Source organism: Enhygromyxa salina (assembly GCF_002994615.1).
GTDB lineage: Bacteria > Myxococcota_A > Polyangia > Nannocystales > Nannocystaceae > Plesiocystis > Plesiocystis salina_A.
In genome coordinates, this window is record NZ_PVNK01000199.1 from 1 (window position 1) to 24,790 (window position 24,790).

Annotated in this window: 17 protein-coding genes; 11 read left to right on the top strand and 6 right to left on the bottom strand. The window is 69.9% G+C overall.

Annotation, left to right across the window (positions count from 1 at the left end):
• The 4 genes from ENSA5_RS22980 to ENSA5_RS22995 all read left to right on the top strand — a co-directional run.
• Positions 1–314: hypothetical protein (locus tag ENSA5_RS22980; protein WP_219906838.1), on the top strand; the 314-nt coding region annotated here is incomplete at its 5' end.
• Between the two features lie 119 nt (positions 315–433).
• Complete coding sequence (locus tag ENSA5_RS22985; RefSeq protein WP_106393836.1) at positions 434–1,267, top strand: hypothetical protein; 834 nt, start codon at positions 434–436, stop codon at positions 1,265–1,267.
• An 87-nt stretch (positions 1,268–1,354) separates the two neighbouring features.
• Entirely contained in the window at positions 1,355–2,392 is a 1,038-nt protein-coding gene (locus ENSA5_RS22990) for a DUF58 domain-containing protein (RefSeq protein WP_146156017.1), read from the top strand.
• On the top strand, positions 2,389–4,680 hold the full coding sequence (locus tag ENSA5_RS22995) for a transglutaminase TgpA family protein (protein WP_106393838.1): 2,292 nt from the start codon (positions 2,389–2,391) through the stop codon (positions 4,678–4,680). Before ENSA5_RS22990 ends, ENSA5_RS22995 begins: the two co-directional genes overlap by 4 nt.
• An 11-nt stretch (positions 4,681–4,691) precedes the next feature.
• Here the strand turns inward: ENSA5_RS22995 and ENSA5_RS23000 are convergent, their stop codons facing one another.
• Positions 4,692–5,054: a DUF6122 family protein gene (locus tag ENSA5_RS23000; protein ID WP_219906839.1), complete on the bottom strand. Its 363-nt coding sequence runs from the start codon at positions 5,052–5,054 to the stop codon at positions 4,692–4,694.
• Between the two features lie 108 nt (positions 5,055–5,162).
• Complete coding sequence (locus ENSA5_RS23005) at positions 5,163–6,377, bottom strand: DUF4215 domain-containing protein (protein ID WP_146156018.1); 1,215 nt, start codon at positions 6,375–6,377, stop codon at positions 5,163–5,165.
• A gap of 378 nt (positions 6,378–6,755) precedes the next feature.
• On the opposite strand from ENSA5_RS23005, the gene ENSA5_RS23015 reads away from it, so the two are divergent.
• Positions 6,756–7,322 (top strand): endonuclease dU, encoded by a 567-nt coding sequence (locus ENSA5_RS23015; protein ID WP_106393841.1) that lies wholly within the window; start codon positions 6,756–6,758, stop codon positions 7,320–7,322.
• Between the two features lie 144 nt (positions 7,323–7,466).
• On the opposite strand, the gene ENSA5_RS23020 is transcribed toward ENSA5_RS23015, so the two are convergent.
• Together ENSA5_RS23020 and ENSA5_RS38095 are read right to left on the bottom strand one after the other, a co-directional pair.
• Positions 7,467–8,129 (bottom strand): hypothetical protein, encoded by a 663-nt coding sequence (locus ENSA5_RS23020; RefSeq protein ID WP_106393842.1) that lies wholly within the window; start codon positions 8,127–8,129, stop codon positions 7,467–7,469.
• A gap of 230 nt (positions 8,130–8,359) precedes the next feature.
• The gene (locus ENSA5_RS38095) at positions 8,360–8,827 is read right to left on the bottom strand and encodes a MarR family winged helix-turn-helix transcriptional regulator (protein WP_181198050.1); all 468 of its coding nucleotides are present in this window, start codon (positions 8,825–8,827) and stop codon (positions 8,360–8,362) included.
• Positions 8,828–9,166: 339 nt separating this feature from the next.
• On the opposite strand from ENSA5_RS38095, the gene ENSA5_RS23030 reads away from it, so the two are divergent.
• From ENSA5_RS23030 to ENSA5_RS23045, 4 genes are all read left to right on the top strand, one after another.
• On the top strand, positions 9,167–10,372 hold the full coding sequence (locus tag ENSA5_RS23030) for an acetyl-CoA C-acetyltransferase (RefSeq protein ID WP_181198051.1): 1,206 nt from the start codon (positions 9,167–9,169) through the stop codon (positions 10,370–10,372).
• A 20-nt stretch (positions 10,373–10,392) separates the two neighbouring features.
• On the top strand, positions 10,393–12,549 hold the full coding sequence (locus ENSA5_RS23035) for a 3-hydroxyacyl-CoA dehydrogenase NAD-binding domain-containing protein (protein ID WP_106393845.1): 2,157 nt from the start codon (positions 10,393–10,395) through the stop codon (positions 12,547–12,549).
• A gap of 522 nt (positions 12,550–13,071) precedes the next feature.
• Entirely contained in the window at positions 13,072–13,440 is a 369-nt protein-coding gene (locus ENSA5_RS23040; protein WP_106393846.1) for a hypothetical protein, read from the top strand.
• The gene (locus tag ENSA5_RS23045) at positions 13,437–14,438 is read left to right on the top strand and encodes a sterol desaturase family protein (protein ID WP_106393847.1); all 1,002 of its coding nucleotides are present in this window, start codon (positions 13,437–13,439) and stop codon (positions 14,436–14,438) included. Before ENSA5_RS23040 ends, ENSA5_RS23045 begins: the two co-directional genes overlap by 4 nt.
• A 2-nt stretch (positions 14,439–14,440) precedes the next feature.
• Here the strand turns inward: ENSA5_RS23045 and ENSA5_RS23050 are convergent, their stop codons facing one another.
• Complete coding sequence (locus tag ENSA5_RS23050; protein WP_106393848.1) at positions 14,441–19,399, bottom strand: hypothetical protein; 4,959 nt, start codon at positions 19,397–19,399, stop codon at positions 14,441–14,443.
• Positions 19,378–21,201, bottom strand: coding sequence for an ATP-binding protein (locus ENSA5_RS23055; protein WP_106393849.1), 1,824 nt, complete (start codon positions 21,199–21,201; stop codon positions 19,378–19,380). The genes ENSA5_RS23050 and ENSA5_RS23055 overlap by 22 nt, the downstream gene beginning before the upstream one ends.
• Positions 21,202–21,479: 278 nt before the next feature.
• Here ENSA5_RS23055 and ENSA5_RS23060 point away from each other — a divergent pair, with 278 nt between their 5' ends.
• Together ENSA5_RS23060 and ENSA5_RS23065 are read left to right on the top strand one after the other, a co-directional pair.
• The gene (locus tag ENSA5_RS23060; RefSeq protein ID WP_181198052.1) at positions 21,480–22,736 is read left to right on the top strand and encodes an acyltransferase family protein; all 1,257 of its coding nucleotides are present in this window, start codon (positions 21,480–21,482) and stop codon (positions 22,734–22,736) included.
• The gene (locus ENSA5_RS23065) at positions 22,733–24,700 is read left to right on the top strand and encodes a hypothetical protein (RefSeq protein ID WP_106393851.1); all 1,968 of its coding nucleotides are present in this window, start codon (positions 22,733–22,735) and stop codon (positions 24,698–24,700) included. The genes ENSA5_RS23060 and ENSA5_RS23065 overlap by 4 nt, the downstream gene beginning before the upstream one ends.
• The last annotated feature ends 90 nt before the right edge of the window (positions 24,701–24,790 follow it).

Consider the following 24,790-nt stretch of genomic DNA (forward strand, 5'->3'; position numbering starts at 1 on the left):
GTCGAGGTCGCGGAGCTTGTCGGCGCGCTCGGGGTCGGGGGGCTCGGGAGCCGGGGCGCGCCGACAAGCTCCGCGACCTCGACGACATGTGCAAGGCGGTCGACCACGACTACGGCGACGGGACCCTCGGCGACTACTACCGCGGCCTGAAAGCGCGCACGGCCTGGGGCCAGGCTCAGCTCGCGGCTGGAAACGAGTCGATCACCCCGGGCCGCCTGCTCGAGAAGGCCGTCGCCGAGCTCGATCCCGGCGCAAAGGATCCGATCCTCGAGCACTGCCGGAAGTTGCTCGACTACCTCGACGACGTCGAGTGATGGAGCCAGATGTGAGGGCCCACCGCGAGGATATTCCACAAAGCGAGCAAAGAGTGACGCAGCGCATGTAATGATGCGGGCCCGACCCCGTCGAAGACCCCCAACGGAGCCTGACCCCAATGATGCGCAACACCATGTCTTTCCTCGCGGGCGCAGCTGCGCTCGCGACCGTGTCCCTCTTTTCGCCCACCGCCGACGCCGGAGGCCTCGACGCCTGCGGCGACATCTTCGTCGACGCTGGGGCCAACTGTGAGGTCCTGGTCGAGGGCGGCTGCACGGCCCAGTGCCAGCCCCCCGCGTTCACGGCCGCGTGCGCGGCCGAGGGCTCGCTGACCTGCTCGGGCGAGTGCAACCTCGACGCCGACGTCGAGTGCACGGCGAGCTGCCAGGGCTCGTGCGAGGCCGACTGCAACGTCGACCCCGGCTCCTTCGACTGTCGAGCCTCGTGTGAGGGCAACTGCTCGGCCGACTGTTCGGCCTCGTGTTCCGCCGCCAGCGACTCGGCCGAGTGCGAGAGCTCGTGCAAGGCGACCTGCTCGGCCGAGTGCGACGCGGGCTGCAACATCGAGCCCGGCCAGGCCGACTGCATGGCCCAGTGCCAGGGCTGCTGCGGCGGCGAGTGCCGGGCCGAGATCAACATGGACTGCCAGATCGGCTGCCAGGCCGATCTCTATGTCGAGTGCAAGGCCGACTTCCAGGGCGGCTGCGAGGCCCAGTGCGAGAAGCCCGAGGGCGCGCTGTTTTGCGACGGCCAGTTCATCGAGGCCAGCAACATCGACAGCTGCGTCAACGCGCTGCGTGACCTGCTCGACATCGAGGTCGAATTCGAGGCCTCGGCCTCGGCCTCGACCTCGATCTCGTGCGCGGTCACGGACGAGCCCGCCCGCGGTGGCGCGGCGCTGCTCGGCTTCGGCCTCCTGTGCCTCGCTGGCACCGGCCTGCGTCGTCGCTAAACTCGAAGACGGCGTCTGAACTCGGCGCAGATCCGCGCGGCCCGAACCACGGCCGCGCGCGCAACGAACGCTCACCGGGATCGTCGCTTGTCCACCGATTCGAGTCCGACAAAAAAGAAGCTGCCCTTCGTGCGGCGGATGCTGACCGCGCGCGGGCGCAGCCTCGAGATCACCAAGGCCGGCTACCTGTTCATCGTCCTGACCCTCGCGGTCGGCTTTGCGGCGATCAACTCCGGGGCCAACCTGCTCCACGTGCTGTTCGGCTGCCAGATCGGGCTGATCATCGCGAGCGGGCTGCTGTCGGAGAACATGGTCCAGCGGGCGATCGTTCACCGCCGGATCACCTCGCCCCTCCACGCGGGCGGCCGCGCGGCGCTGGCCGTCGAGCTGCGCAACAACAGCGCCCGCGGCGACATGATCTCGGTCAGCGTCGAAGACGACGACCGGATCGAGACCAGCGACACGACCGAGCCCGTGTTCAGCGTCGCGGTCCCCGGCGGCGGCTCCACGACCTTGCACTCGAGCGTGACGATGCAGCGCCGCGGGCTCCACCCTCTGCCCAAGGCCGTGGTCGCGACCCGCTTCCCCTTCGGCCTGTTCGTCAAGCGCCGCGAGCTGCCGGGGCGCGAGCGGGTCCTGGTCTACCCTCGCATTCACCCGGTCGACGCCACCGCCCTCGAGGAGGCCCGCGCCGGTCAGGGCGAGGCTCGCGGGGCCCGAGACCGCGCGGGTGAGTTCTTCGGGCTCGCCGAGTACCGCCAGGGCCAGGAGCTGCGACGGATCCACTGGCCCGCGACCGCGCGGCTCGGCAAGCCGGTCGTGCGCGAGTTCGAGGCCCGCGGCGAGGCCGAGCGGATCCTGATCTTGCCGCCGGGGGTCGCGGGCGAGCGCAGCTTCGAGGCCGCGATCGAGGAGCTCGCCTCGCAGGTCGTCGCGCTGCTGCGCGAGGGCCGGATCGCAACCGGGCTCCGCTACGGCGACGAGCTGGTCGTCGAGCCCGGGACCGGGTCGGGCCACGAGCGACGCCTGCTCGAGTTCCTCGCCCTCGTCGGGCTCGAGCGCGCGCCCGGTCCAACCCCGGCCACGAGCGGCGAGGCCTCGCCCGGATCGGAGCGCGCCGCGTGAAGTGGCTCGAGCGCCTCGCGGCCCTGTTCGGCGGCAAGCGCCACGGGCTCCTGCGCCTCCGCGACACCCTGAGCCTGCTCCAGGCCGCGATCGCGGTCACGGCGATCACCCTGGCCAACTCCGCGAGCCTGTGGGCCGTCGCGCTCACCGTGCTGCTCGCGGCCCTGGCCATGATCCGGCCGCTGCCCGAGGCGTCGAGCCCAGTCTCCCAGACCCTGGGGCCCGAGCGCAGCGAGGGTGTCGGGGCGCAGCCCCGAGGCGTCGAGACGACAAAGAATTTCTCGCAGGTCCTGTGGACCGCGGGCATCGTCCTCGCGCTCGGGCTCAGCGCGATCCGGGCGCTGGTGTTCGGCGGTGAGCTGCTGATCTGCGGGGTCGACTTCTTGTTGCTGATGATCGTCCAGCGCCTGTTCAACCGTCAGCGCTGCCGTGAGCACATGCAGCTGCTGATGCTCGGCGCGGTCTTGATGATCATCGCCGCGGTCATCGACGCCGAGCTCCACTACCCGGTCCTGCTCACGCTCTACCTGCCCGCGGCCACCCTCGCGCTGATCGTCAACCACCTCCTGTCCGAGGGCGAGCGCCTCGGCAAGCGGGTCGAGTTCGAGGTCGACCGCTACGGCACCCGCGAGCTGTCCCGGCTCGGGCGCGCATCGATTCAGGTCGCGCTGATCGCCGCGGCCGGGGGCCTCCTGACCTTCATGGCCTTCCCGCGCTTCGGCGTCGGCGTGTTCTTGCGCGGCAACCTCTACGGCGACGATACGGTCGGCTTCTCCGACACGGTCCAGCTCGGTGGCTTCGGCACGATCAAGAGCGACGCCACGGTGATCATGCACCTCGTGCCGCTCGACAGCGATCCGCCCGAGACGCGCCTGACCTGGCACCTGCGCGGCAGCGCCTTCGACAGCTATCAAGACGGCCGCTGGGGCCGATCCCACGACGCGCGCCCGGGCCAGCTCAGCCGCAAGCTCGGCTACTACCTCGTCGGCGAGAACGGCGAGCCGCCCGGCGAGGTCATCGCCGCGCCTTACCGCTTCGGCGGCAGCTCGGGCACCACGATCGAGCCCCGCCAGATCCCCGGCTTCGCGGGCGCCAACCAGACCGTGCGCGTGCTCGTGACGATGGAGGACATCGGCACCGATCTGTTGTTCGCGGCCGGCAGGCCCCTCGCGTTCTCGCTGACCCCGCGCGGGCCGATCGAAGCCCGCAACCGGCTCGGGATCGACGTCGACGACCAGGTCCGGGTCCTCGATCGTCAGCCCGGGCCGCTGCAGTACGAGTTCGTCGGGCGGATCGGCCGGCCCGATCGCAGCGAGCTCCGGGCGATCGGCGACCCCGAGGTCTCCGAGCTCTACCGGGCCTACGTCGAGCGCGCGCAGCTGCGCGACGAGTTTCACGACCTCGCCGTCGAGATCACGGCCGGCGCCGACACCCGCCTGGCCAAGGTCGAGCGCGTCCAGGCCTACCTCCTCAACAACTACAGCTACAGCCTCGACCAGCCCCTGTCCGAGCGCGTGCGCGAGGGCGAGCTCGACCCCGTCGAGGGCTTCTTGTTCGAGACCAAGGCCGGCCACTGCGAGTACTTCGCAAGCGCGATGGCCCTGCTCCTGCGCGAGGTCGACGTGCCCACGCGCAACGTCAACGGCTTTTACGGCGCGCACTACAACAACCTCGGCGACTTCTACGCCGTCCGCCAGGCCGACGCCCACTCGTGGGTCGAGGTCTACTTCGACGAGCTCGGCTGGGTGACCTTCGACCCCACGCCGCCCGCCGGGCGGACCGCGGGCGACGACGCCAGCTGGTTCCCGCGCCTCGCCAACGTCGCCGACGCCCTGCGCGACGCCTACCTCGAGTACGTGATCGACTACGACCTCCGCGACCAGCTCGAGGCCCTCGAGCAGATCGGCGTCGAGCGCCGCGATCGCGGGGTCTCGATCGACTGGCGCCAGCTCGCGCCGTGGCTCGGCGGCGTCGGTGGGCTCGGGTTCTTGGTCGTGATGACGCGACGCTGGTGGCGGCGCCGACGCGAGCCCGACCTGCCCGAGGTCAGGCTCTACGAGCAGCTGCTCGCGACCATGCAGCGGCGCGAGCGGGGGCGCCGGGACCACGAGTCCGCGCGCGCGTGGGCGGCGAGGCTCAGCGACGAGGGCGCGCCCGAGGCCGCCGCGCTGCGCGAGTTCGCGGCCCGCTACGAGAACCTGCGCTTCGCCGCCGAGCGGCCGAGCCCCGCGATGCTGCTCGAGCTGCGCGAGGCTGCCCGCGCGGTGCTCGACACGCCGCGGTCCTGAGGTCTGGGCAGCTACATTCGCTGGCAGTCAGCCCAGTCGAGCGCCATGTGGATCAACAAGCCCAGCCCGACGAGGTGCAGCGCCAACCCGACGCCCCGGAGGCCCCGGGCGTCGATCTTCTCCCTGCCCGCCCTTTGGCCCAGCACGAGCGGAAGCGTGAACAGGGCCACATAGAGCGCGATCGCGGGCCCGGTGTGCAAGGGGTGAAAACCGATCGAGCAGCGGTTGGGGTCGTAGATCGGGTCGGCGAGCAGGTGATCGAGGTCGACGAGCATCGTCGCGATCAGCGCGACCGCGGCCCGCATCCAGTGGCGACGGTAAAACGCGAGCGCGACCACCACGGGCACCGCGACATGCAGGGCGATGTGGACCACCGCGCGCAGCTTAGCAGCCCGGGGTCCGCCCTCACCGGTCCAGAGCCACGAAAAACAACGAGCGCCTGACCCACCGGGGCCAGGCGCTCGTTCAGCAGGCGCCCTGGATCAGGGCAGCGCGCCGTTGGTCGTCGTGATGTTGTCGACCCAGACCGTGTCCGAGCCGGAGCTGACGCTGCCGTCCTTGTCGTACTCCCAACTGAGGGTATGCTGGCCAGCGGCGACCGGGTAGGTGAACTCGGCCCAATCGTTGGTCCCGGACCACTGCTGCTGGAGGTTTCCGTCGATCCGGAACTCGAGATAGTCGAAGTTGCTCTCGGTCGAGGTTCGGCGCCAGAAGGTCACGTCGCCGTCCTCCGCGAAGTCGAGGGTGACCTCCATGACCGAGACCTGGCTGTTGCCAATGTTACCGCACTCGGCGTTGGCCGCCCCCTCCTGGGGCATCGTCGCGCTCACAAACCAGTTCGCGCTGCCCGACAGGTCCCACTCGGGCTTCATCATGTCGCCGCCCTCGAAGTCGTCAAACCATGAAACGACCGGGGTCGTGCAGTCGTTCTTGCACTCGTCGTCGTCGTCCATGTTGCCGTCGTCGCACTCCTCGACCATGGCCTGGACGAAGCCGTCGCCGCAGACCGCCGCGAGGCAGCCATCGACGCAGTCGTCAGTGTCGTCCATGTTGCCGTCGTCGCACTCCTCGACCATGGCCTGGACGTAGCCGTCGCCACAGGTCGCCGCCACGCACATCCCGACGCAGTCGTCGGTGTCGTCCATGTTGCCGTCGTCGCACTCCTCGACCATGTCCTGGGTGTAGCCGTCGCCACAGGTGGCGGCGACGCAGGTGTCGAGGCAGTCGTCGGTGTTCTCGAGGTTGCCGTCGTCGCACTCCTCGACCATCGCCTGGATGTAGCCGTCGCCGCACGTCGCGTTGAGACATGCGGAGGTGCAGTCATCGGTGTCGTCCATGTTGGCGTCGTCGCACTCTTCGCCGTCGTCCACGACGCCGTCTCCACAAACGCCGCCCGTGTCGCCGTCGCCGTCGCCCGTGTCGCCGTCGCCGTCGCCCGTGTCGCCGTCGCCGTCGCCCGTGTCGCCGTCGCCGTCGCCGTCGCCCGTGTCGCCGTCGCCGGGGTCGCCGTCACCGTCGCCGGGGTCACCGTCGCCGTCGCCCGTGTCGCCGTCCCCCGTGTCGCCGTCGCCGTCGCCATCGCCGTCGCCGTCGCCGCTGGTCTCGGTGTCCGCGTCGGTCGTGGAGATATCGTCGGTGCAGCCGATCGCCAAAGTGAAGGTCAAGGTCGTGAAGCCCAGAAGTAGCTTTTTGCTCATGACCGGGGTTGTATCCGACTCTTCGCTACACGCGATGGCCAATTTCGCCCAATCACAAAGACCCGATCATTTTAGTTCACCACGCTCCGTGCGCAGCCAATGAGTCAAACCATCAAAGGCGCCACCACAGACGGCCCTGGGTCGATCGCTGGCTCCCAACCCATCTTCAATTGTGAACGCAAAGTCACCAAATTGTGTGAGCACGGTCGCGCTCGGGCTGTAGGGCGGCCTGCGCGGCCCCGGACACGCGCAAGGTCCGCGATTCCACGTAATTTGGCGCTGGGAACGCTCTTATGATTCGCGCTCTTGGTAGCTCGTCGCCGTCGACCGAACCGGGCGCCTTGCGCGACGCGCCCCCCCCTGCTTCGATCCACCTTCGTGGCCCGACGCCTGAGCAACTCGATCGGCATCGACGACGCCCCCTTCGACCGGCGCCACCGCGGCGACGTGGCGATCGTCGGCGTGGTCTTCACCCGAACGCGGCTCGACGGCGTGATGACCGGCAAGCTGCGCAAGGACGGCGCCAACGCGACCACGGCGATCGCCAAGCTGATCGAGGGCTCGCCCTTCTCGGCCCACGCGCAAGTCGTGCTGCTCGGCGGCATCACCTTCGGCGGCTTCAACGTCGCCGACATCCACGCCCTGCGCGAGCGCCTGTCGACGCCGGTCCTGGTCCTCGCGCGCAAGCGTCCGCGGCTTCGGGTGATCCGCGAGACGCTGCTCGAAAAAGTCCCCGGCGGCGCACGCAAGTGGGCGCTGATCGAGAAGGCTGGCGAGATGGAGCCGTGCGCCGGGCTGTGGGTCCAGCGCGCCGGGCTCGAGCTCGACCAGGCCGCGCAGGTCATCGAAGATCTCGAGGTCCACGGCAAGCTGCCCGAGCCGATCCGCGTCGCCCACCTCGTCGCCGGGGCCTACGCCGAGGGCGTCAGCCGTGGGCGCGCCTGAATCGGGGGCGGCGATCGATCCCTTTGGAGTCGCGTCCTCAGCTCCCGACCCCGCGTCAGCCTGTCGGTCGCGCCGAATTCGGCGGACCGAGCCCCGGGCATCGCCCCACGAATATCACGCCCGCGACCACGCGAGCAGGCCGCGCTACGGCGACGATAGCCACCAGCGCGCCCCGTGAGCGGGCCCGTCGCACTGAGCGGTCCGCCCTTCGACCCGCCGCTTGATCCCCAGCAACATCTCGCGCACGAGGGCGAGGTCCGCGAGGCGCAGGCCTGGGAGCGCCAAAAAGCGCAGCGCCCGGGGCCCGATCTGCGCCCGCATCCGCAGGGTCAGCCGCGTGCGCCCGTCGTCGAGGCGCTCGAGCATGAACACCCAGCTGAACTCGCCGTACGCCGCCAGCGGCGTGTTCCACAAGAACTTCGGCGTCAGGTAGCGAATGTGGGTGGTCGAGAGCAGCGCGAGCACGCGCGACGCGTCGAGGAGCTCGACCGTGAAGTACGCCGACCCCGGCGGACCGTCCGGCACAATGTCGCCAATCTGCAGATCCTGGAGCGAGGGGTCGATGTGGTCGAGCGGCGGCCGGAAGGTCCCGCGCGCGTCCTTGGGGACCATCAATGGCCAGACGTAGCGCTGGATCGCGCGATCCCACCAGGTGTCGATGTACCAGCCCCCGCGGTGGTAGCCCATTTGAACCAGCCACGGCCACACGCCCTCGGGGCTGGCGCTCAAATCGACGCTGCGCTGGGCGATGTCCGTCGGCGCGGGCACCAGATCGTCACCAGGATAGTTCGCATGAAGGCTGGCCATATTTAAGCGTGGCCGCTGCCTACCCCCTCGCCGCCAGGGAAAGTTGCGGCGAGCCGCCCGCTCCGCCGAGAACTTTTCCGCCGCGCTCGGCACCACGCTCAATTACATCAACAGCAATTCCGCGACCTGAGCCCAACGCGCGCCCCCCCTCGACCCTACAATAGCGATTCGCCATGACCTCGTCATCGCCACATTCGCGTATTCGTCGGCGGACAGGATTGAGCCCGGGCTCACTCCTCGACGACGACGTTCATCCGTACTCGCTCGACGAGCCGGCCGAGGGTCTCGACCTCTTTTTTGGTGAACCCGTCGAAGGCGACGTCGAGCAGCGCGTTGCTCACGTTCAAGAACCTCGGGAACGCGCGGTAGGCCTTGGTCGAGGGCCGGATCAGGATCGCCCGGGTGTCTTTGGGATCGGCCTCGCGCTTGACCCAACCCGCGCCCTCGAGCGCCCGCACGAAGCGGCCGACGGTGACCTCCGACAGGTTCATCTGTCGGGCCAGCTGGCGAGCGGTCAGCGGCGCCTTCTCCTGGAACAGGATCATCATCGCGTTGGCCTGGGCCGGGGTCACGTCGCGGAGCTTCTCGCCGTCGAGGAGCTGGTGGATGCGGCGCTCGATCTCGCGATTGATGCGAGACAGCTCGAGCGCGGCGTCCGCTTGCTTGCGTCGCTGGGCGATGTCGGCGCGGCTGGCCATGGCGCGCAGCTTGCCGGGCCGGTGCCGGGTGCCGCAACCCTGGACGCCGAGGCTGCGAAGGCCGGCTCGGGATCCCCGGTCGGCAACAGCCAGGGGTCGATCGACGGCCCCCTTTGCGAGCGCCCGAGGAGGCTGGGCCGGGTTGCCGGGTCCGTGGCCCGGCGGGCTCCAGCGGCCACAGATCTGGCCGAACACGCGCCGCGGGCCCCAAGCACAGGGCCAGCGAAGCTTTGGGCGCCCCGCTTGCCGAGAAACGATGCGCGCGCATAGCATCTCGATCGACGCTGACGCCGTCGCCTCCTCAGGCCCCGGCCGCAGCCTACTCAAAGGAGCCCGATTGTGTCCGAAGCGATGATCTTCGACGCCGTACGCACCCCCCGTGGCAAGGGGAAGTCGAGCGGCAGCCTCTACACCGTCCGCCCCGTCGATCTGCTCGCGACCACGCTGCGAGCGATCCGCGATCGCAACGAGCTCGACGCGGCCGAGGTCGACGACGTGATCGCCGGCTGCGTGACCCAGACCAGCGAGCAGGGCTCGTGCATCGCCCGCTTCGCGGCGCTCACGGCCGGCTACCCGCTGGTCACCTCGGGCGTGACCCTCAACCGCTTTTGCGCCTCGGGCCTCGAGGCCTGCAACCAGGCCGCGGCGATGGTCGCGGCCGGCTACGAAGATCTCGTCATCGGCGGCGGCGTCGAGAGCATGTCGCGGGTCCCGATGGGCTCCGACGGCGGCGCGATCTGGGATCCCCAGACCCAGTGGGAGGTCGGCTCGGTCCCCCAGGGCGTGTCCGCCGACCTGCTCGCGACCTTGCGCGGCTTCTCGCGTGAGGACGTCGATGGCTTCGCCCTCGCGAGTCAGCAAAAGTGCGCGGCCGCGATCGAGCGGGGCTCGTTCGACAAGTCGCTGGTCCCGGTCACCGATCGCAACGGCCTGACGATCCTCGCCAAGGACGAGTACCCGCGCCCGAGCACCACCATGGAGGCCCTGGCCAAGCTCACGCCCAGCTTCGAGCTGATGGGTCGGCAGTTCGGCCTCGACGCGCTGACCAAGCCGGTCTACCCCCAGGTCGAGCGCATCGATCACGTCCACCACGCGGGCAACGCCTCGGGCATCGTCGACGGCGCGGCCGCGATCTTGTTCGGCTCGCGGGCCAAGGGCGAGTCCCTCGGGCTCACGCCGCGGGCCAAGATCAAGGCCCTGGCCACGATCGGCTCCGAGCCGATCCTGATGCTCGACGGCCCGATCCCCGTGACCCGCAAGGTCCTGAAGCGGGCCGGCATGAGCATCGAGGACATCGACCTGTTCGAGGTCAACGAGGCCTTCGCCGCGGTCCCGATGGCCTACATCCAGGAATTCGACATCGACCCGGCCAAGGTCAACGTCAACGGCGGCGCGATCGCCCTCGGCCACCCCCTCGGCGCGACCGGCTGCATGCTGCTCGGGACCTTGCTCGACGCCCTCGAAGAGCACGACAAACGCGTCGGGCTGGTGACCTTGTGCATCGGCGGCGGCATGGGCGTGGCGACGATCATCGAGCGCGTGTGAGCGCGGAAGGGACACTCAACATGAACGATCAACACCGCAACGACGCGCTGATCTGTGAATTCGACGCCGCGACCGGCGTCGCAACCTTGACCCTGGCGATGCCCGGTCGGGTCAACGTCATCAACGACAGCTACGGGCTCGGGCTCCGAGACGCGCTCGAGTGGGCCAGGGGCCGCGAGGGCCTCAAGGGCATCATCCTGACCTCGGCGCACAAGGACTTTTGCGCCGGGGCCGACCTCGACAAGATCTACCGGGTCCGCGACGCGGCCGAGCTGTTCACCGCGGTCATGGACATGGCCAAGCTCTACCGCGCGTTCGAGACCGCGGGGGTGCCGGTCGTCGCCGCGCTCAACGGGACCGCGCTCGGCGGCGGCTACGAGCTCGCGCTCGCCTGCCATCGGCGGATTGCGATCGACGATCCCCGGATAAAATTTGGCCTCCCCGAGGTCCAGCTCGGCGTGCTCCCGGGCGGCGGCGGGACCCAGCGGCTGCCCCGACTGATCGGCATCCAACCCGCGGCCGAGGCGATCCTGCAGGGCAAGGAGTTTCGCGCGGCCAAGGCCCGGTCGGCCGGCCTCGTCGACGAGCTCGTCCCCGACGCCGACGCGCTCCGGGCCGCGGCGCTGAAGTGGATCGCCGAGAACCCCAAGGCCAGGCAGCCCTGGGACGAGAACAAGCCGCGGATCCCCGGCCCGCGCCCGGGCTCGGCCGACGCCCGCAACCTGTTGATGGCCGCGTCGGCGATGCTGCGCAAGAAGACCGCGGGCGTGTTCACGGCGCCCGAGGCGGCCCTCAGCGCGATCCAGGAGGGCCTGAGCCTCGAGTTCGAGCGCGCGCTCGAGGTCGAGGCCCGCTACTTCGTGGGCCTCGTCGTCGGCGATCAGTCCAAGGACATGATGCGGACGCTGTGGTTCTTCCGTCAGGCCGCGCTCAAGCACGAGGGCCTGCCCAAGCTCGACGAGGGCCAGGACGCGGGGATCCGCAAGGTCGCGATCCTCGGGGCCGGGATGATGGGCGCCGGGCTCGCCTACGTCTGCGCCGACGCGGGCTACGAGGTCGTGCTCGAGGACATCAAGCAAGACGCCCTCGACAGGGGCGTCGCGCACTTCGAGGCCGAGCTCGCCAAGCGCAAGCGTCACCTCGACGACGCGGGCCGCGAGGCGATCCGCGCTCGGCTGACCCCGAGCACCGAGCTCACCGCGCTCGCGGGCGCCGATCTGATCATCGAGGCCGTGTTCGAGAACCTCGAGCTCAAGCGCAGCGTGACCAAGGAGGCCGAGCCGCAGCTGAGTGAGGGGGGGATCTGGGCGTCGAACACCTCGGCGATCCCGATCGCCGACCTCGCCGAGGTCTCGGCCCACGCCGATCGCTTCATCGGGCTGCACTACTTCTCGCCCGTCGAGGTCATGCCGCTGCTCGAGATCGTCCGGGGCCCCAAGACCAGCGACGAGACCCTCGCCCGCTGCCTCGACTTTTGTCGCCGGATCAAGAAGCTGCCGATCGTCGTCAACGACGGCTACGGCTTCTACACGACCCGGGTGTTCTCCTCGTACATCATGGAGGGCGCGCAGCTGGTCGCCGAGGGCCACGACCCCGTGTTGATCGAGTGGGCCGCGCGCCAGGCCGGCATGGTCGTCGCGCCGCTGCAGGTCTTCGACGAGGTCACGCTCACGCTGCCGCTCAAAGCCGCCGCCCAGAGCCGCAAGTACCTCGGCGACGCGTCGGTCGACACCGACGGGCTCGCGCTGGTCACGACCATGGTCGAGCACCATCAGCGCGGGGGCCGGGCCGCGGGCGCGGGCTTTTACGACTACGAGGGCGGGCGCCGGGTGGGCCTGTGGCCGGGGCTGGCGGACCTGGTGTCGGGCCCCCCCGCGCGCACGGGGGTCGACTACCTCGCCCGACGGCTGCTGCTCGTCCAGGCCGTGCAGGCCGTCCACTGCCTCGAGGCCGGGATCCTCCGCAACGCCCGCGACGGCGAGGTCGGGGCAATCTTCGGGATCGGGTTTGCGCCCAACACAGGCGGACCCTTTGGGTTCTTCGATCGCCAGGATCTGGGCGCGGTCGTCCGTGAGCTCGACGAGCTGGCCGCGACCTGCGGCGAGCGCTACGCGGCGCCCAAGCTGCTGCGCGACATGGCCGAGAACAACCAAAAGTTCTTCCCCGACGCGCCCTGAGGGGCCCGGGGGGTTTTGACCCCCCCGGCCGTTTGCGGACCTTGCCATGCACGGCCGGCTGGTTTTGACCCCCACAGGCGTTTTCGCACTTTGCCATGCACGGCCGCTGCGCGGCCGGTCGCTACGTCGCTACGCTCCTTCGCTCGATGGGCTGGTATGAGCTTAGCTGGTTTAGACCCCCACAGGCGTTTTCGCACTTTGCCATGCACGGCCGCTGCGCGGCCGGTCGCTACGTCGCTTCGCTCCTTCGCTCGATGGGCTGGTATGAGCTTCGCGATCTGGGTGCGTGGCCCCCTGGAAGGGGGCTCGTTTAAGTCCCTCAGCCGCTTTCGGAGCTCGTTGTCGTCTCCGAGACTCGGGGCTGGGGGCCGACAACCTCGCTCCGCGAGGTCCCCAGGTCCTGGGTGACTGTCTTTGTCGTCTCCAAGACTCGGGGTTGGGGGCCGACAACCTCGCTCCGCGAGGTCCCCAGGTCCTGGGAGACTGTCCTTCGGCAAGGTTCTCGTGGCACACTTTGGCGTCATGCGTAGCTCCTTCGCCATCATGGTCGTATCCCTGCTCATCGTGTCCTGCCAGGCCGAGCCAGCCGGCGCCGAAGATGCGGTCCAAGGTGGGATGCTGCACAACAAGGGCGCCCAAAAGCTCCCGCCCAAGGGCACCCAGAAGATCGTCGCCCCCGACATGGTCCAGCCCAGCAAGCTCATCGGTGAGGACGGCAAGAAGATCGTCGCCCCCGACATGGTCCAGCCCAGCAAGCTCATCGGTGAAGACGGCAAGAAGATCGTCGCCCCCGACATGGTCCAGCCCAACAAGCTCATCGGTGAGGACGGCAAGATGATCGTCGCCCCCGACATGATCGTCGCCCCCGACATGGTTCAGCCCGGCAAGTGAGCCCGGACAGCTGGGGCACCCAGGTGTGGACGACCGCGCGCGGCGTGGCCGGCCAGTTCACGACCCCGAGCTTCTCCCTGTTTTGGGCCTATGTCCTGGGTGCGGCGCTGATCGCCGCGCTCGTTCATGTGGTCCGGCGGCGCAGCGTGATCGGGCTCCTGCGCTTCTTGGCCCCGCGCGAGGTCTGGCTGCGCCGCAGCAGCCTCAACGATCTCGCGCTCTTCGTGCTCAACACCCTGCTCTATTCGTTTTGGCTGCTCGCCCCGCTGAGCGTCATTGGCCAGACTTTGGCCAGCAAGACCTGGCTGGCGCTGCACCACAGCTGCGGCCCGATCGGCGCCCCGCTCTCGGGCCCGGCGGCGGCGCTCGGCCTGTCGATCACGCTCTTCGTCGTCGCGGATCTGGGCTTCTTCTTGGGCCACCTCGCGATGCACCGGATCCCGCTGCTGTGGGAATTTCACAAGGTCCACCACAGCGCCCCGGTCCTGCAGCCGGTCACGGTCCTGCGTCGGCACCCGGTCAGCATCGTGGTCGATGGCGCGATCACAGGCCTGGTCCTCGGCCCGGTCTATGGCCTCGCCGGCTGGCTCGGCGGCGGCCAGCTGCAGCCATGGACGATCGCCGGCGTCAACGGGCTGCTGGTCCTCGGGCTCCTCGCCGGGTTCAACCTCCAGCACTCCCACGTGTGGCTGAGCTTCGGGATCCTCGATCGCGTCCTGATCAGCCCGGCCACGCACCAGCTCCACCACTCGGCTGACCCAGCCCACCACAACCGAAATTTCGGCAATTTCCTGGCGATCTGGGATCGCGCGGCCGGCAGCTTGTTGGTCCCGCGCGAGGCCGTCGAGCCCGGCGAGCCCGCGCAGCTGCGCTTCGGCCTCGGCGACCCTGGCGAGGCGTGGGAGCGGGACTATCGCAGCGTCTGGCGCCTGTATCTGTGGCCCTTTTGGCGCGTGCTCGTGCGAGCGCGCGAGCTGTGGACCCGGCGACTCGGGTGAGCTCAGCCGCCGAGCGGCGGCTCGGGATCGAGCAGGCCGCTGAGCAGGTGCTCGGCGTGACCGGCGTGAAACAGCAGCTCGTGCGCGTCGGTGATCTCTTCGAGCCAGCGGTTGAGCGCGGTGTAGGCGACCGAGGCCAGGAAGCTGACCCAGATCGGATCTGGATCGTCGAGCGCCCGGACGAAGCGAGGGTGCGCGCTGTCGAAGATCACCCGCCCGTTGATCGACACCAGCTCGCGCCCGCGCCCCTCTTTGGCGTCGATGCGGTCGAGCCGACCCTCGGCGAGCACGACCTGATGGCGCTCGCGCAGGAGTCGGAGCTCCTCGCGCACGCGCTCGAGCAACTCGCCGACCAGATCGGGCTGGGGCTCCGGCTGAGGCTCCGGCGCGAGCTCTTCGGGCGGTTCGAGCTGCAGCGGCGAGAGCTCGAGCGGTCCGAGCTCCTCGTCGGTGTCGAGAGGGGGCTTGTCCATGGCGGTCACTGCAGCGGCGAGGTCCGTGGGCTCCGGGTCCGGCTCGGACGCCGGGTCCGGGTCCGCCGTGGGCTCGACCTTTGCGACGCCCTCGCCAGCGTCATCGAGCAGCAGCCTCGCGCGCTCGCTGGCGTCGAGCATCGGCGCGTTGGGATCCCAGATGTCGAGATAGGCCAGCTCCTGCGGTCGAGCCTTGCGAGCCACGGACACGCTGATCAACCTGCCGGTGGCCAGCCGCAGCAGCGGCTGCGCGTTCAAGCCCCGCTCGAGGTTGCCGAGGATCGCGTCAAAGGTCTCGCCGCGCCTCCGCGCCTGGCCCAGGGCCACGGCCGCGGCCCGCAGAAGCTCAAAGCGCACGGCTCGGCGCCGCGCGAGCTCGGGATCGACAAAGTCGACCGTGTCGGGGCGCGCGAGCTCGCGGCGGTGACGCTTGAGCAGCTCCGAGTACAAGGAGATCACCCGCACGGCGAGGTAGCGGCGCGCGGCCCCGGTGAGCTCGACCCGCTCGAAGCCGTCGTCGGCCTCGAGCGCGCCCCCGATCACGCCCTGGGCCCCGAGCACCGAGACGGGGTCGATGACCTCGACGACCTTGCCCGCGGCGCCGAGGATCACCCCGCTGTCGAAGGGGGAGCGGTCGGGCAGCCACAGCTCGCCCTCCATGTCGTGGTGCGAGACCGGAGCCACAGACAACGCTTGTTTGGGCGCGCTCGTCGGCGGCAAGGCCGGGGCCGCGCGCTTGCGCTGCTCGCCGTCGGCCCGCGCGCGCCAGCGCTGGCTGAAGTCCTCGAGCTTGGGGAACAAGTCGGCGAGCAGCTCGCGCTCGGGCCCGCGGGTCTCGACGATCGCAAAGGGCGGCTCGACCCCGTGGCCGGGGTCGCGCTCGACGTACCACAGGCAGCCCTGCGCGCGGTTGCGATCGATGAGCTCGATGAGCGAGCGCGCGGTCCCGTCGACGTCGCGAAACAGCTTCAGCCTCGCGAAGCGCTCGCCGACCTCGCTCAGGCGGCTGGGGTGCTGGCCCGCGTGCAGGCCGCTGCGCCGCCAGTCCGCGGCGATCCAGGTCCGCGCGAGGCTGCGCTCGCGCGGCTCGAGGCTGCCAAAGCGCTCGGCCAACGCGGGCAAGAGCTGATCCGAGAGCACCTCGCTGAGGACCTTGCGCAGCGCGGCCATCCGCGGCCCATCGGTCTCGACCTCGCTGTAGTCGGCGCTGAGTTCGGCGTGGGGATCGTCGACGATGCCCACGACCGGGAGCCAGCCGCGAAGCTCGATCTCCTGCACGATCCGACGATCGTGACACAAGGTGATCTTCATCGTCCGGCCCCCGCCCGCGGTCCAGCCCGGGACGGCCAGCTCTCCCTCGAAGTCGTCGCGCTCAAACTCGACGCCCACGAGCCGGGTGTGATCGGGCACCCGGATCTGCTCGAGCGGGGCCCGGGCCTCGAACTGCTGCTGGTGGCGGCGCTCGTGGATCCAGCCCGAGACCTCGGTGAACGCGTCGCGGCCGAACAGGCGGATGAGCCCGACCTGATCGATCTCGTCGGCGCGCACGATCACCCGCTCGTCGCCGTCCCAGCGCAGGGCGGGATCCTCGACATGGGCGATCTCGCCGGTCGCCTCGAACACCCTGGTCAAGCTGACGAGATCGATCGCCTGGCCCGAGACCAGCGGGATCAACGGGACGGACTCGAGCAAGCCGTAGCTGGCGAGGATCTCGCGGTGAAAGCCGCGCCCTCCCCCCGGCGGCGCGCTCGTGCGTCCGAGCACCGAGAGGAGCTCGGCCTGGGTCGGCAGGCGATCTTCCTGGATCAGCAGCGTGATGGCCTCGCGCAGCTCGTCGAGCGGCACGACTGGGAACAGCTCCATGACCCCGAAGTAGGCCTCGACCGCCCCGGCGTGATCGTCAGCGTGATGCTTGCGAAGGACCCGCCACGCCTCGACGTGCTCGACGCTGACGAAGGGCGCGACCATGGCCAGCCACAGCAGCCGGCGGGCGTCGTCGTTGGGCCGACGCGACTCGGCCACCGCCGCCTCGGCCAGCCCGCGGATGATCGAGCTCAGCCCGGCGTCGACCGCCTCGCGCAGCGGCGCGCTCGAGCCACCGAGGCCAGTCCAATTGGCGTTGACCGGCGCGCCATCCCACGCGAGCTCGGCCTCGGCCCCGGGCACCCAGCACCGCTCCTCGGTCACGCACAGCTGGCGCCCCTCGGTGAAGACCTCAATCGTCACGCGGCGAGGGTCGTCGGGTCGCCAGTCGCGGACCTGTGAGGCCCCGACGCCGACGTGTCCGCGGATCTTGCCGCCGCCTCGCGCCGGGCTGAGGTCGAGCTCGACGCTCGCCGTCCAGGTCGCCTGCGGCGGGCTCGGGCCGCGCCTGGGCTTGGCCTCGAAGCTGCGCCGACCGAGCTCGCGCACGTAGGCCGCGGTGTCGTCGTGGATGAGGCTGGCCCCAAACAGGGCCTCGAGCAGGCGGAGGTCGGCGGGGGCCGCGTGGACGAGGAGCTCGGCCACGGCCTCGGAGCTCGGCGCCGAGCGGTCGACGACCAGGATCTTGCCCTTCTCGCGCTCGCGCTCGCGTCGATCGTGATCGAGCTCGGCGAGCGTGACCAGGCGGGCGTCGACGGTCGTGAAGCTGATCGCCCGGGCGACCGCGCCGAGCGGCTGCCCGGGGGTCAAGCCCAGCTTGGGCACCAGCGGCGGCGCGCCGAGGCGCGCGACCAGCTGCCTGGCCGCGTACGTCTTGTAGCCGAACTGCTCGAGCCAGCGGCTCGCAAACATCGGCTGGGTCAGCGCGACGAGGCAGCGCTGGACGACGTCGCCCGCGAACTCGTCGCTGGCCCAGGCCTCGACGAGGCGCGGGAGCTGGGCGAGGACCAGCATCAGCGCCGTCGCAAAGCTCCGATCCCGGCGCACGCGGGTGTAGTCGCGGGCCGGCTCGAGGGGCCCGGTGATCACGGCGGACAGCCCGATGAAGCCGAGGTCGAGCTCGACCTCCATCAGCAGGCAGCCGTCGACGACCACGCGCAGGTTGCTGAGCTTGCCGGGCCGCAGGGCCACGCGCCCGCGATACTCGCCCTGCTCGAAGGCCATGGGGTAGCGCAGCACGCTCCGCGGGAGCTCGATCTCGTGAGGCCGCGCCCGCCATGCCCGACGCGCGAGCTCCCAGGGGACCTCGCGCTCGAGCGTCGCGCTCACGTCCTTGGCCCCGGGGTAGACGTGTCGGATCGCCTCGAGCTCGGCCAGGCCATCGACCACGTGGATGACCGGACCCCAGCCGAGCGGAACCACGCCGTCGAAGTCGCGGCGGCTGTACATGATCCCGCGCTCGGGATCGGCCTGCTCGGCCAGGGCCCGCGGGCTCAGCCACTGGCCGTCGACGGTCCGCCACAGCGGCAGGGCGCCCACGCGCCCGAGCGGGCCCGCGTTGGCACCCAGCCAACTCGCGTCGGCCCAGCGGATAAAGCAGCCGCGGAGCAGATCGAAGACCTCGTCGGCGGTCGGGCGGCCGTGCTCGCTGAACTCACCGGCCGCCCACTGCTCGACGAGGCGCTCGAGGACCTTGTCGCGGGCCCTGCCCACGGCTTCGAGCGTGTCCTCGTAGGCCGGATCGCTGCGCACGATGTCGCCCTGGGAGACATCCTTGCGAAAGCGCGAGGAGTCGACCCAAAACCACAGGCCCTGAACGCTGTCGACGAGCTCGTGGGTTGCGATCTCGACCCCATTCGAGACCAGGACCATGGCCGAGCGATCACGTCGGCCGTCGTCGACCTCGATCCCTGCGACCCCGCGCAGGTGCTCGGTCTCGAAGCGGACCCCGGCGACCGGCGCGAGCGGCAGCCCGCGACTGACCTCGGCCTCGTCGAGGGTGATCGAGAGCGAGGCCCAGGCGCAGCGCTCGCGGATCAAGACCTCTTCGGGGATCGACCCGCGCACGTCGTGGATGAAGCGGACCAGCAGCCCGGGCCGGAAGCGATCCTTGACGTGGATCGTGGTCCACGCGTCGGCCATGCCTTGCGGCGGGCTCGCCGTCGGCTGCTCGAGGCGGGTGATCTCGTCGTCGGCCTCGGGCCGCAAGGTCGCGGCGACGCCGTGGAGCTGCCCGTCTTCGCCGCGCGCGAAGCTCTCGATCCGAGCCCAGCGCGGGTTGAGGGCCATGACCGCGTTGCAGGCCAGGGCCAGCTCGCGCCGCGCACGGATCTCGACGGTGCTGCGATCGACGAACAGCGAGGTGTAGAGCTCGTCGAGATCCGCGTAGGACAGCGCCGCGTCGAAGCGCATGCGCATGTCGTCGCTGTCGATGTCGAACACGATCGTGGTCGCGCCCGAGAGCGAGGCGGCCTCGACCAGCAGCAGCACGTAGCGGTGCGGATCGGCCAGCTGGAACTGGCGCATCTTCTCGCGGGCCTTGTCCCGATCGAGGGAGAAGGACCCGGCCGAGTCGAACTGCGTGTCGAACTCGAGCCCGGCGATCAGCTCAGCGGCTTTGGACATCGTGCCTCCCGGTAGCCCATCGCTACGTCGGCCAGCTCCGAGTCGGACGCGGCCGAGATCGAGCCACCGAGCAGCAAGAACAGCTTGACCAGCTGGTAGGCGGCGAGCTCGGGCTCGCGCAGCGCCAGGCCCAGCAGCGTGCGAACCGTTGGGTGATCGGCGTCGACGACCAGGACCCGCTTGCGCGCGAACAGGCCCTTGCCGAGCTCGCCGGCCTCGGTGACGGGCGTGGCCTCGCCGAATTCGCGCTGACTGATCGCCGCGCGCGCGCCGAGCAAGCTGCCGCTCTCGCCGAAGCGCCCGAACGAGACCCCGGCGATGCTGTGACCGGTGTCATCGAGCAAGCGCTGGGCGGTGGTCGCGAGCGAGCCCCACTGGCGGACCTCGGCGGGCTCAGGCGCGAGCGGCATGAACCACTGCTCAACGAGCCAGGTGGCGGCGCCCTCGAAGCCAGACACGAGCTTGCAAGCGTGGATCAGCGGCTCCAGGACGCTGCCCTCGAGCTCGCTGCCCTCGAGCTCGCTGCCCTCGAGCTCGCTGCCTGGCTCGTCTCCTGCCTTGGGTGGCTCGGGCTCGTGGCCCGCCCCCCTCGCTTCGCTCGGGCCCCCGGGCCCTGAGAGCCTGTGGGCCCCCTCGCTGACCCCGCCGTAGCTGAGCAGGACCGCCCGACCGAGGGCCTCGACGGCGTCGCTCAGAGGCGTGCGCGCGCTGGCGAAGAACAGGCCCTTCGCCGCGGCCTTGCGCAGCTCGGCCCAGGTCCAGATTCGCCCGCTCGGGCTGCGCGCGCACGCGAGCTTGGCGTGGGCGCGCGAGAGCTTGGCGTGGTCGCGCAGGTGCCAGCACGCGGCCTCATAGAGGACCTGGAGCCGGGTCGCCGCGTCGCCGGGCTCGCTCGGGTGGCCCGCGCGGATGTCATGGTCGAGCTCCTCGAGCACGCGCTCGCGCAGCTGCCCGCGCGCGAGCTGCTCGAGCCGTGCGACGACCTTGTCGAAGTGCCCGTCCTTGATCACGTCGTCGCGGGTCAGCGTGTGCTCGAGGTAGCGCGACGAGACCTTGAACGACAGCCCGATCAGCGCCTCGATCGCGGTGCCGTGGTTGTGGTCGGCCTGGACCAGGGTCAGCCCGCCGTTGAAGAACGCGTGCAAGGTCTCGCCCGCCGGTCGATGGCCAATGTGGATGTGGGAGAAGTCGTCCTCGTAGACCACGCGCACGGCCGCGTCGAGGCCGAAGGGCGCCGAGATCAGCTCGCCGTCGACGATGACCTCGCCCTTGGCGTGGCCGCACCAGTAGCGCACGACCTGCTTGGCCCGGACGACGAAGCGCTCGAAGTCGGCCCGGGTCGAATTCTTGATGATGCGGATCGTCGTGCCCTCGAGGGCCTGGTCGAGGCGCAGGCGCTTGAAGTTGCGCTCGCGGTCGAACAGCACCCGCCAGGCCTCGCCAGCCCGGGCCGTGTCAACACAGACCGCGTCGGGCTCGATCGCAAACACCGACACGAAGCCGATGCCGAACTTGCCGATCTTGGTCATGTCGCCGTCCTTGGCCGACGAGAACAGGCGCGTGAGCTTGTTGTCGATGATCTCGCGGTCCATGCCCTCGCCAAAGTCCTGGACGTTGACGATCATCGCGCCGCTGTCCGGGTCCTCGTCGCTGGGCTCGAACTCGAACTCGACCTCGACCTCCCCGCTGCCGGCGTCGAGCGCATTTTGGATCAGCTCGCGGAAGAAGGACATCGGGTCCGAGAACTGGTTGATCAGATCGTCGAGCGCGTCGCCGACATCAACCGGTGCAGGGCTACCCATGTGCTGGAAAGGTAGCGTGATCGAGGCGGCGGATGCGAGGCCCTTTGCGGCTCCGCGCAACCCACGCGCACCGCAACGATCGCCGCTCCGGCGCCGCTTAGCAGCCCGGGGTGCAATGCATCGTGTCGCCTCGCGCCGGAATTTTCGCCGAGGGCGCGAAGCCAAAACGCCGCTGTACCGGGCGTACTACAAGTTTTGGCGACAAAGCCCTCGGCGAAAAGGCCAAGCGAGGCGACGCGAGGCATTGCACCCCGGGCTGCTTAGGTATGCTCCGCCCGGTGCCCCAGGCCAAGACGAGCTCCGGCGCGGCCAGCAGCCTCAACGTCGCCTACGTCGAGGGCCTCGACCACCTGCGTGGCTTCGCTGCGTTCATGGTCCTGTTCCACCACGGCTTTTGGGTCTCGCTCGGCATGCACTACCCGCCGGCCGCGACCTGGAACAACTGGCCCAAGGCTCAAAACCCGCTGTTCGCCCCGCTGATCGAGACCCACGTGTTCGTCACGGTGTTCTTCATCGTCAGCGGCTTCATCTTCACCCTCGTCGGCTTCGACAAGAAGATCGTCTACGGCAAGTACATGCGCAACCGGGTCCTGCGGGTCATGCCCGTGTTCCTGACCGCGCTGTTCTTCGGCATCGCGCTGTTCCCCGAGCAGTTCGAGTGGGACGCGTTCATCACCACCGCGACGATCTTCGGCGACATGACCGGGGCCGCGCTGCGCCTCCACCCGGTCACGACCGCGTTTTGGACCGTCGCGGTCGAATTTCAATTCTACCTGATCTTCCCCTTCTTGATCGCGATCATGAACGGCCAGGGATCCAAGCCCCTGGTTTGGATGATCGCCCTGATGATCGGCCTGCGGACCGTGGGCTTCTTCCTCGGCGACAGCATCCGCGATCTCCACTACTGGCACCTGATCCCCGGCCGCCTCGACGCCTTCTTGATCGGGATGCTCGGCGCGCGCCTGTACATGCGGTGGAAGCACGACCCGCGCGTGGCCAAGCTCGGCCCGAGCTCGCCCTTTTGGCAGGGCATCGTCACGGCCTTGCGCGATCACCCCTGGGCCAGCTTCGGGTTCGGGCTCACGACCCTGCTCGGCTGGGAGTGGTTCTTGAGCCAAAGCGGCGGCTACCCCAAGCAGGCCTGGTGGAAGATCTGGGCGCCAACCTGGGAGTCGCTGGTCTGCCTGCTGCTGGTCCTCTCCTACCTCGCGGTCGCGCCCAAGCTGTGGCGCCCGCTCAAGCGGCTGTTCGCGTTCCTCGGTGATCTGAGCTTCTCGACCTACATCTGCCACTTCATGGTCGTCGGCCTCGTCATCGGAGATCCGCTCGAGCTCGAGCGGATGCCGGGGCTGATGCTGCCCTTTCACGAGTGGTTCCCCGGGATCCCCCCGATGGTCGACGCGACCCTCAACACCCTGCTGCTGGCCTTCCCGGCCGCGATCGCGCTCTCGATCCTGTTTTACAACGGCGTCGAGCGCCCGTTCATGCGCCTGCGGATCCGCTACACGCAGGCCTCGGACGAAGCGGCGCCATGAGCTTCGGCCGCGACGTCAGCCCGCGACGGCGGCAGCCGCCGTCCGAGCGTGAGCGGCGGCGCTACCTCGTGTTCCTCGGCGTGGTCGCGCTGATCGGCGTCGCCCTGCGCTGGTCGGCGACCCGCGTCGGCCCGATGAGCGACGACTTCATGCAGCACGCCATGATCGCCGGCCTCTACCCCGGCGAGGGCTACGCGCCCTTCGACCTCTACGGCTTCTTGCGCCCCGGGGTCATGGCCGCGCACGTCGACAAGGGCACCGCGCCGTGGTGGTCGGTCCCCGAGCTGCACGGGACCGTGCTCCGGCCCCTCGCGAGCCTGCTGCTGTGGCTCGACCACAAGCTGCTGCCCGGGCGCGCCGAGCTGTGGCACGTCCACACCATGCTGTGGTTCGCGGCCTCGATCGTCGCGATCGGGCTGGCCGCGCGGCGGCTGCTGCCGCGCTCCTTCGCGATCATCACGGTCTTGCTCTACACCTGCGACGCCGGCCTGGTCTCGCCGCTGGCGTGGCTCGCCAACCGCTGCGTGCTGGTCTGCGCGACCTTTGGGTTCCTCGCGATCTGGGCCCACGTCGAGTGGCGCAAGCCCGACCCCTACTCGCCCGCGTGGCTCCAGCGCCGCGGCGGGGTCCTCGTCGGCGTGCTGATGGCCGCGTCGATCAGCGCGGGCGAGTACGGGCTCGGCGTCCTCGCCTACCTCGTCGCCTGGGAGCTGTTCGCGGGCGAGGGCCCGGCCAGGGCGCGCGCGCGCGCGCTGGTCCCGGCCCTGATCCCCGTCGCCCTCTACCTCATCGCCCACAAGCTCCTCGGCTACGGGACCTTCGGGGCCGAGGTCTACGCCGACCCCTTCCACACCCCGGGCGGCTACCTCGGGTGGGCGGTCAAGCGCGTACCCAAGCTGATCACCGCGGGGTTTTGGTCGGTCCCGGGCGCGACGATCCACGTGTTTCGCTTCGGCTTGCCCGCGCGGCTCGAGCACCTGTGGGTCCCGCCGAATCCGAGCCCCGACGACTACCACGCGGCCCACGTGAGCATGGCGCTGTGGGGCGTCGCGCTCGCGACGCTGGCCTTGGTCCTGGCCCGGGCGAGCTGGTACGACGACGAGCGACGCGCGCTGCGGGCCCTCGGCGTCGGCGGCTTCCTCGGCCTCCTCCCGATCGCCGTGGCCCCGGCCCACTCGCGCCTGTTGATCGTCGCCCAGCTCGGCCTGTGTGCGCTGGTCGCCGCGGTCCTCGTCGGCTGCACCCGGCTGATCATCGGCCGCACAGGCGACGGCACGCGCGAGCGGACGCTGGCCACCCGACTGCGCGGGCTCGCTCTGGTCCCGATCGCCGGGCTGCTCGCGTGGGTCCACACCGTCGGAGATCTGCGCTGGGGCAACGCGTACATCGAGCACCTCGACCAGCTCCAGGCGTCCAACATCGCGGCCTTCACCCGCGGTGATCTGCTCGAGCACGAGCTCGGCGGGCGCGACGTCGTGATCCTCAACGCTCCGAGCCAGTCGATCGGCCTCCTCGGTGAATTTGTGCTGTCGAGCGCGGGCTGGCCGACGCCCGCGAGCTGGCGACCGCTCTCACTCGGCGGCGACTTTGCGATGGTCGCCACGCGCCCGGCCCCCGACACCCTCGATCTCTTCGCGATCCAGGGCGCGTGGATGCACACCGCCGGGGAGCTGTTCTTTCGCCGCGAGGATCAGCCCCTGCGCAAGGGTGACGTGCTCGACCACCCCCGGCTCCGGGCCGAGATCATCGCCGACCGAGACGGCCACCCGGTCCGCGTCCGCTTTCGCTTCGATCGCGACCTCGACGATCCCAGCTTGCTGTTCGTGGTCGCCAAGCCCGACGGCCTCCAGCGCTGGCGGGTGCCCGCGGTCGGCGGGCGCAGCGTGGTCCCGCTCCCGCGCTTGCCGCCGGTCGACGATCCCGACGCGATTCGCTTCCCGCCTCCGCCGAAAAAAAATCTGTGAGGCTCCGAGGGTGTCGGGCCGCAGGCCCTCGTCTTGGACACGAGAAAGAAAAGTAACGGACAGCGGCTGGTTCCCGTAGCATGCGCTGAA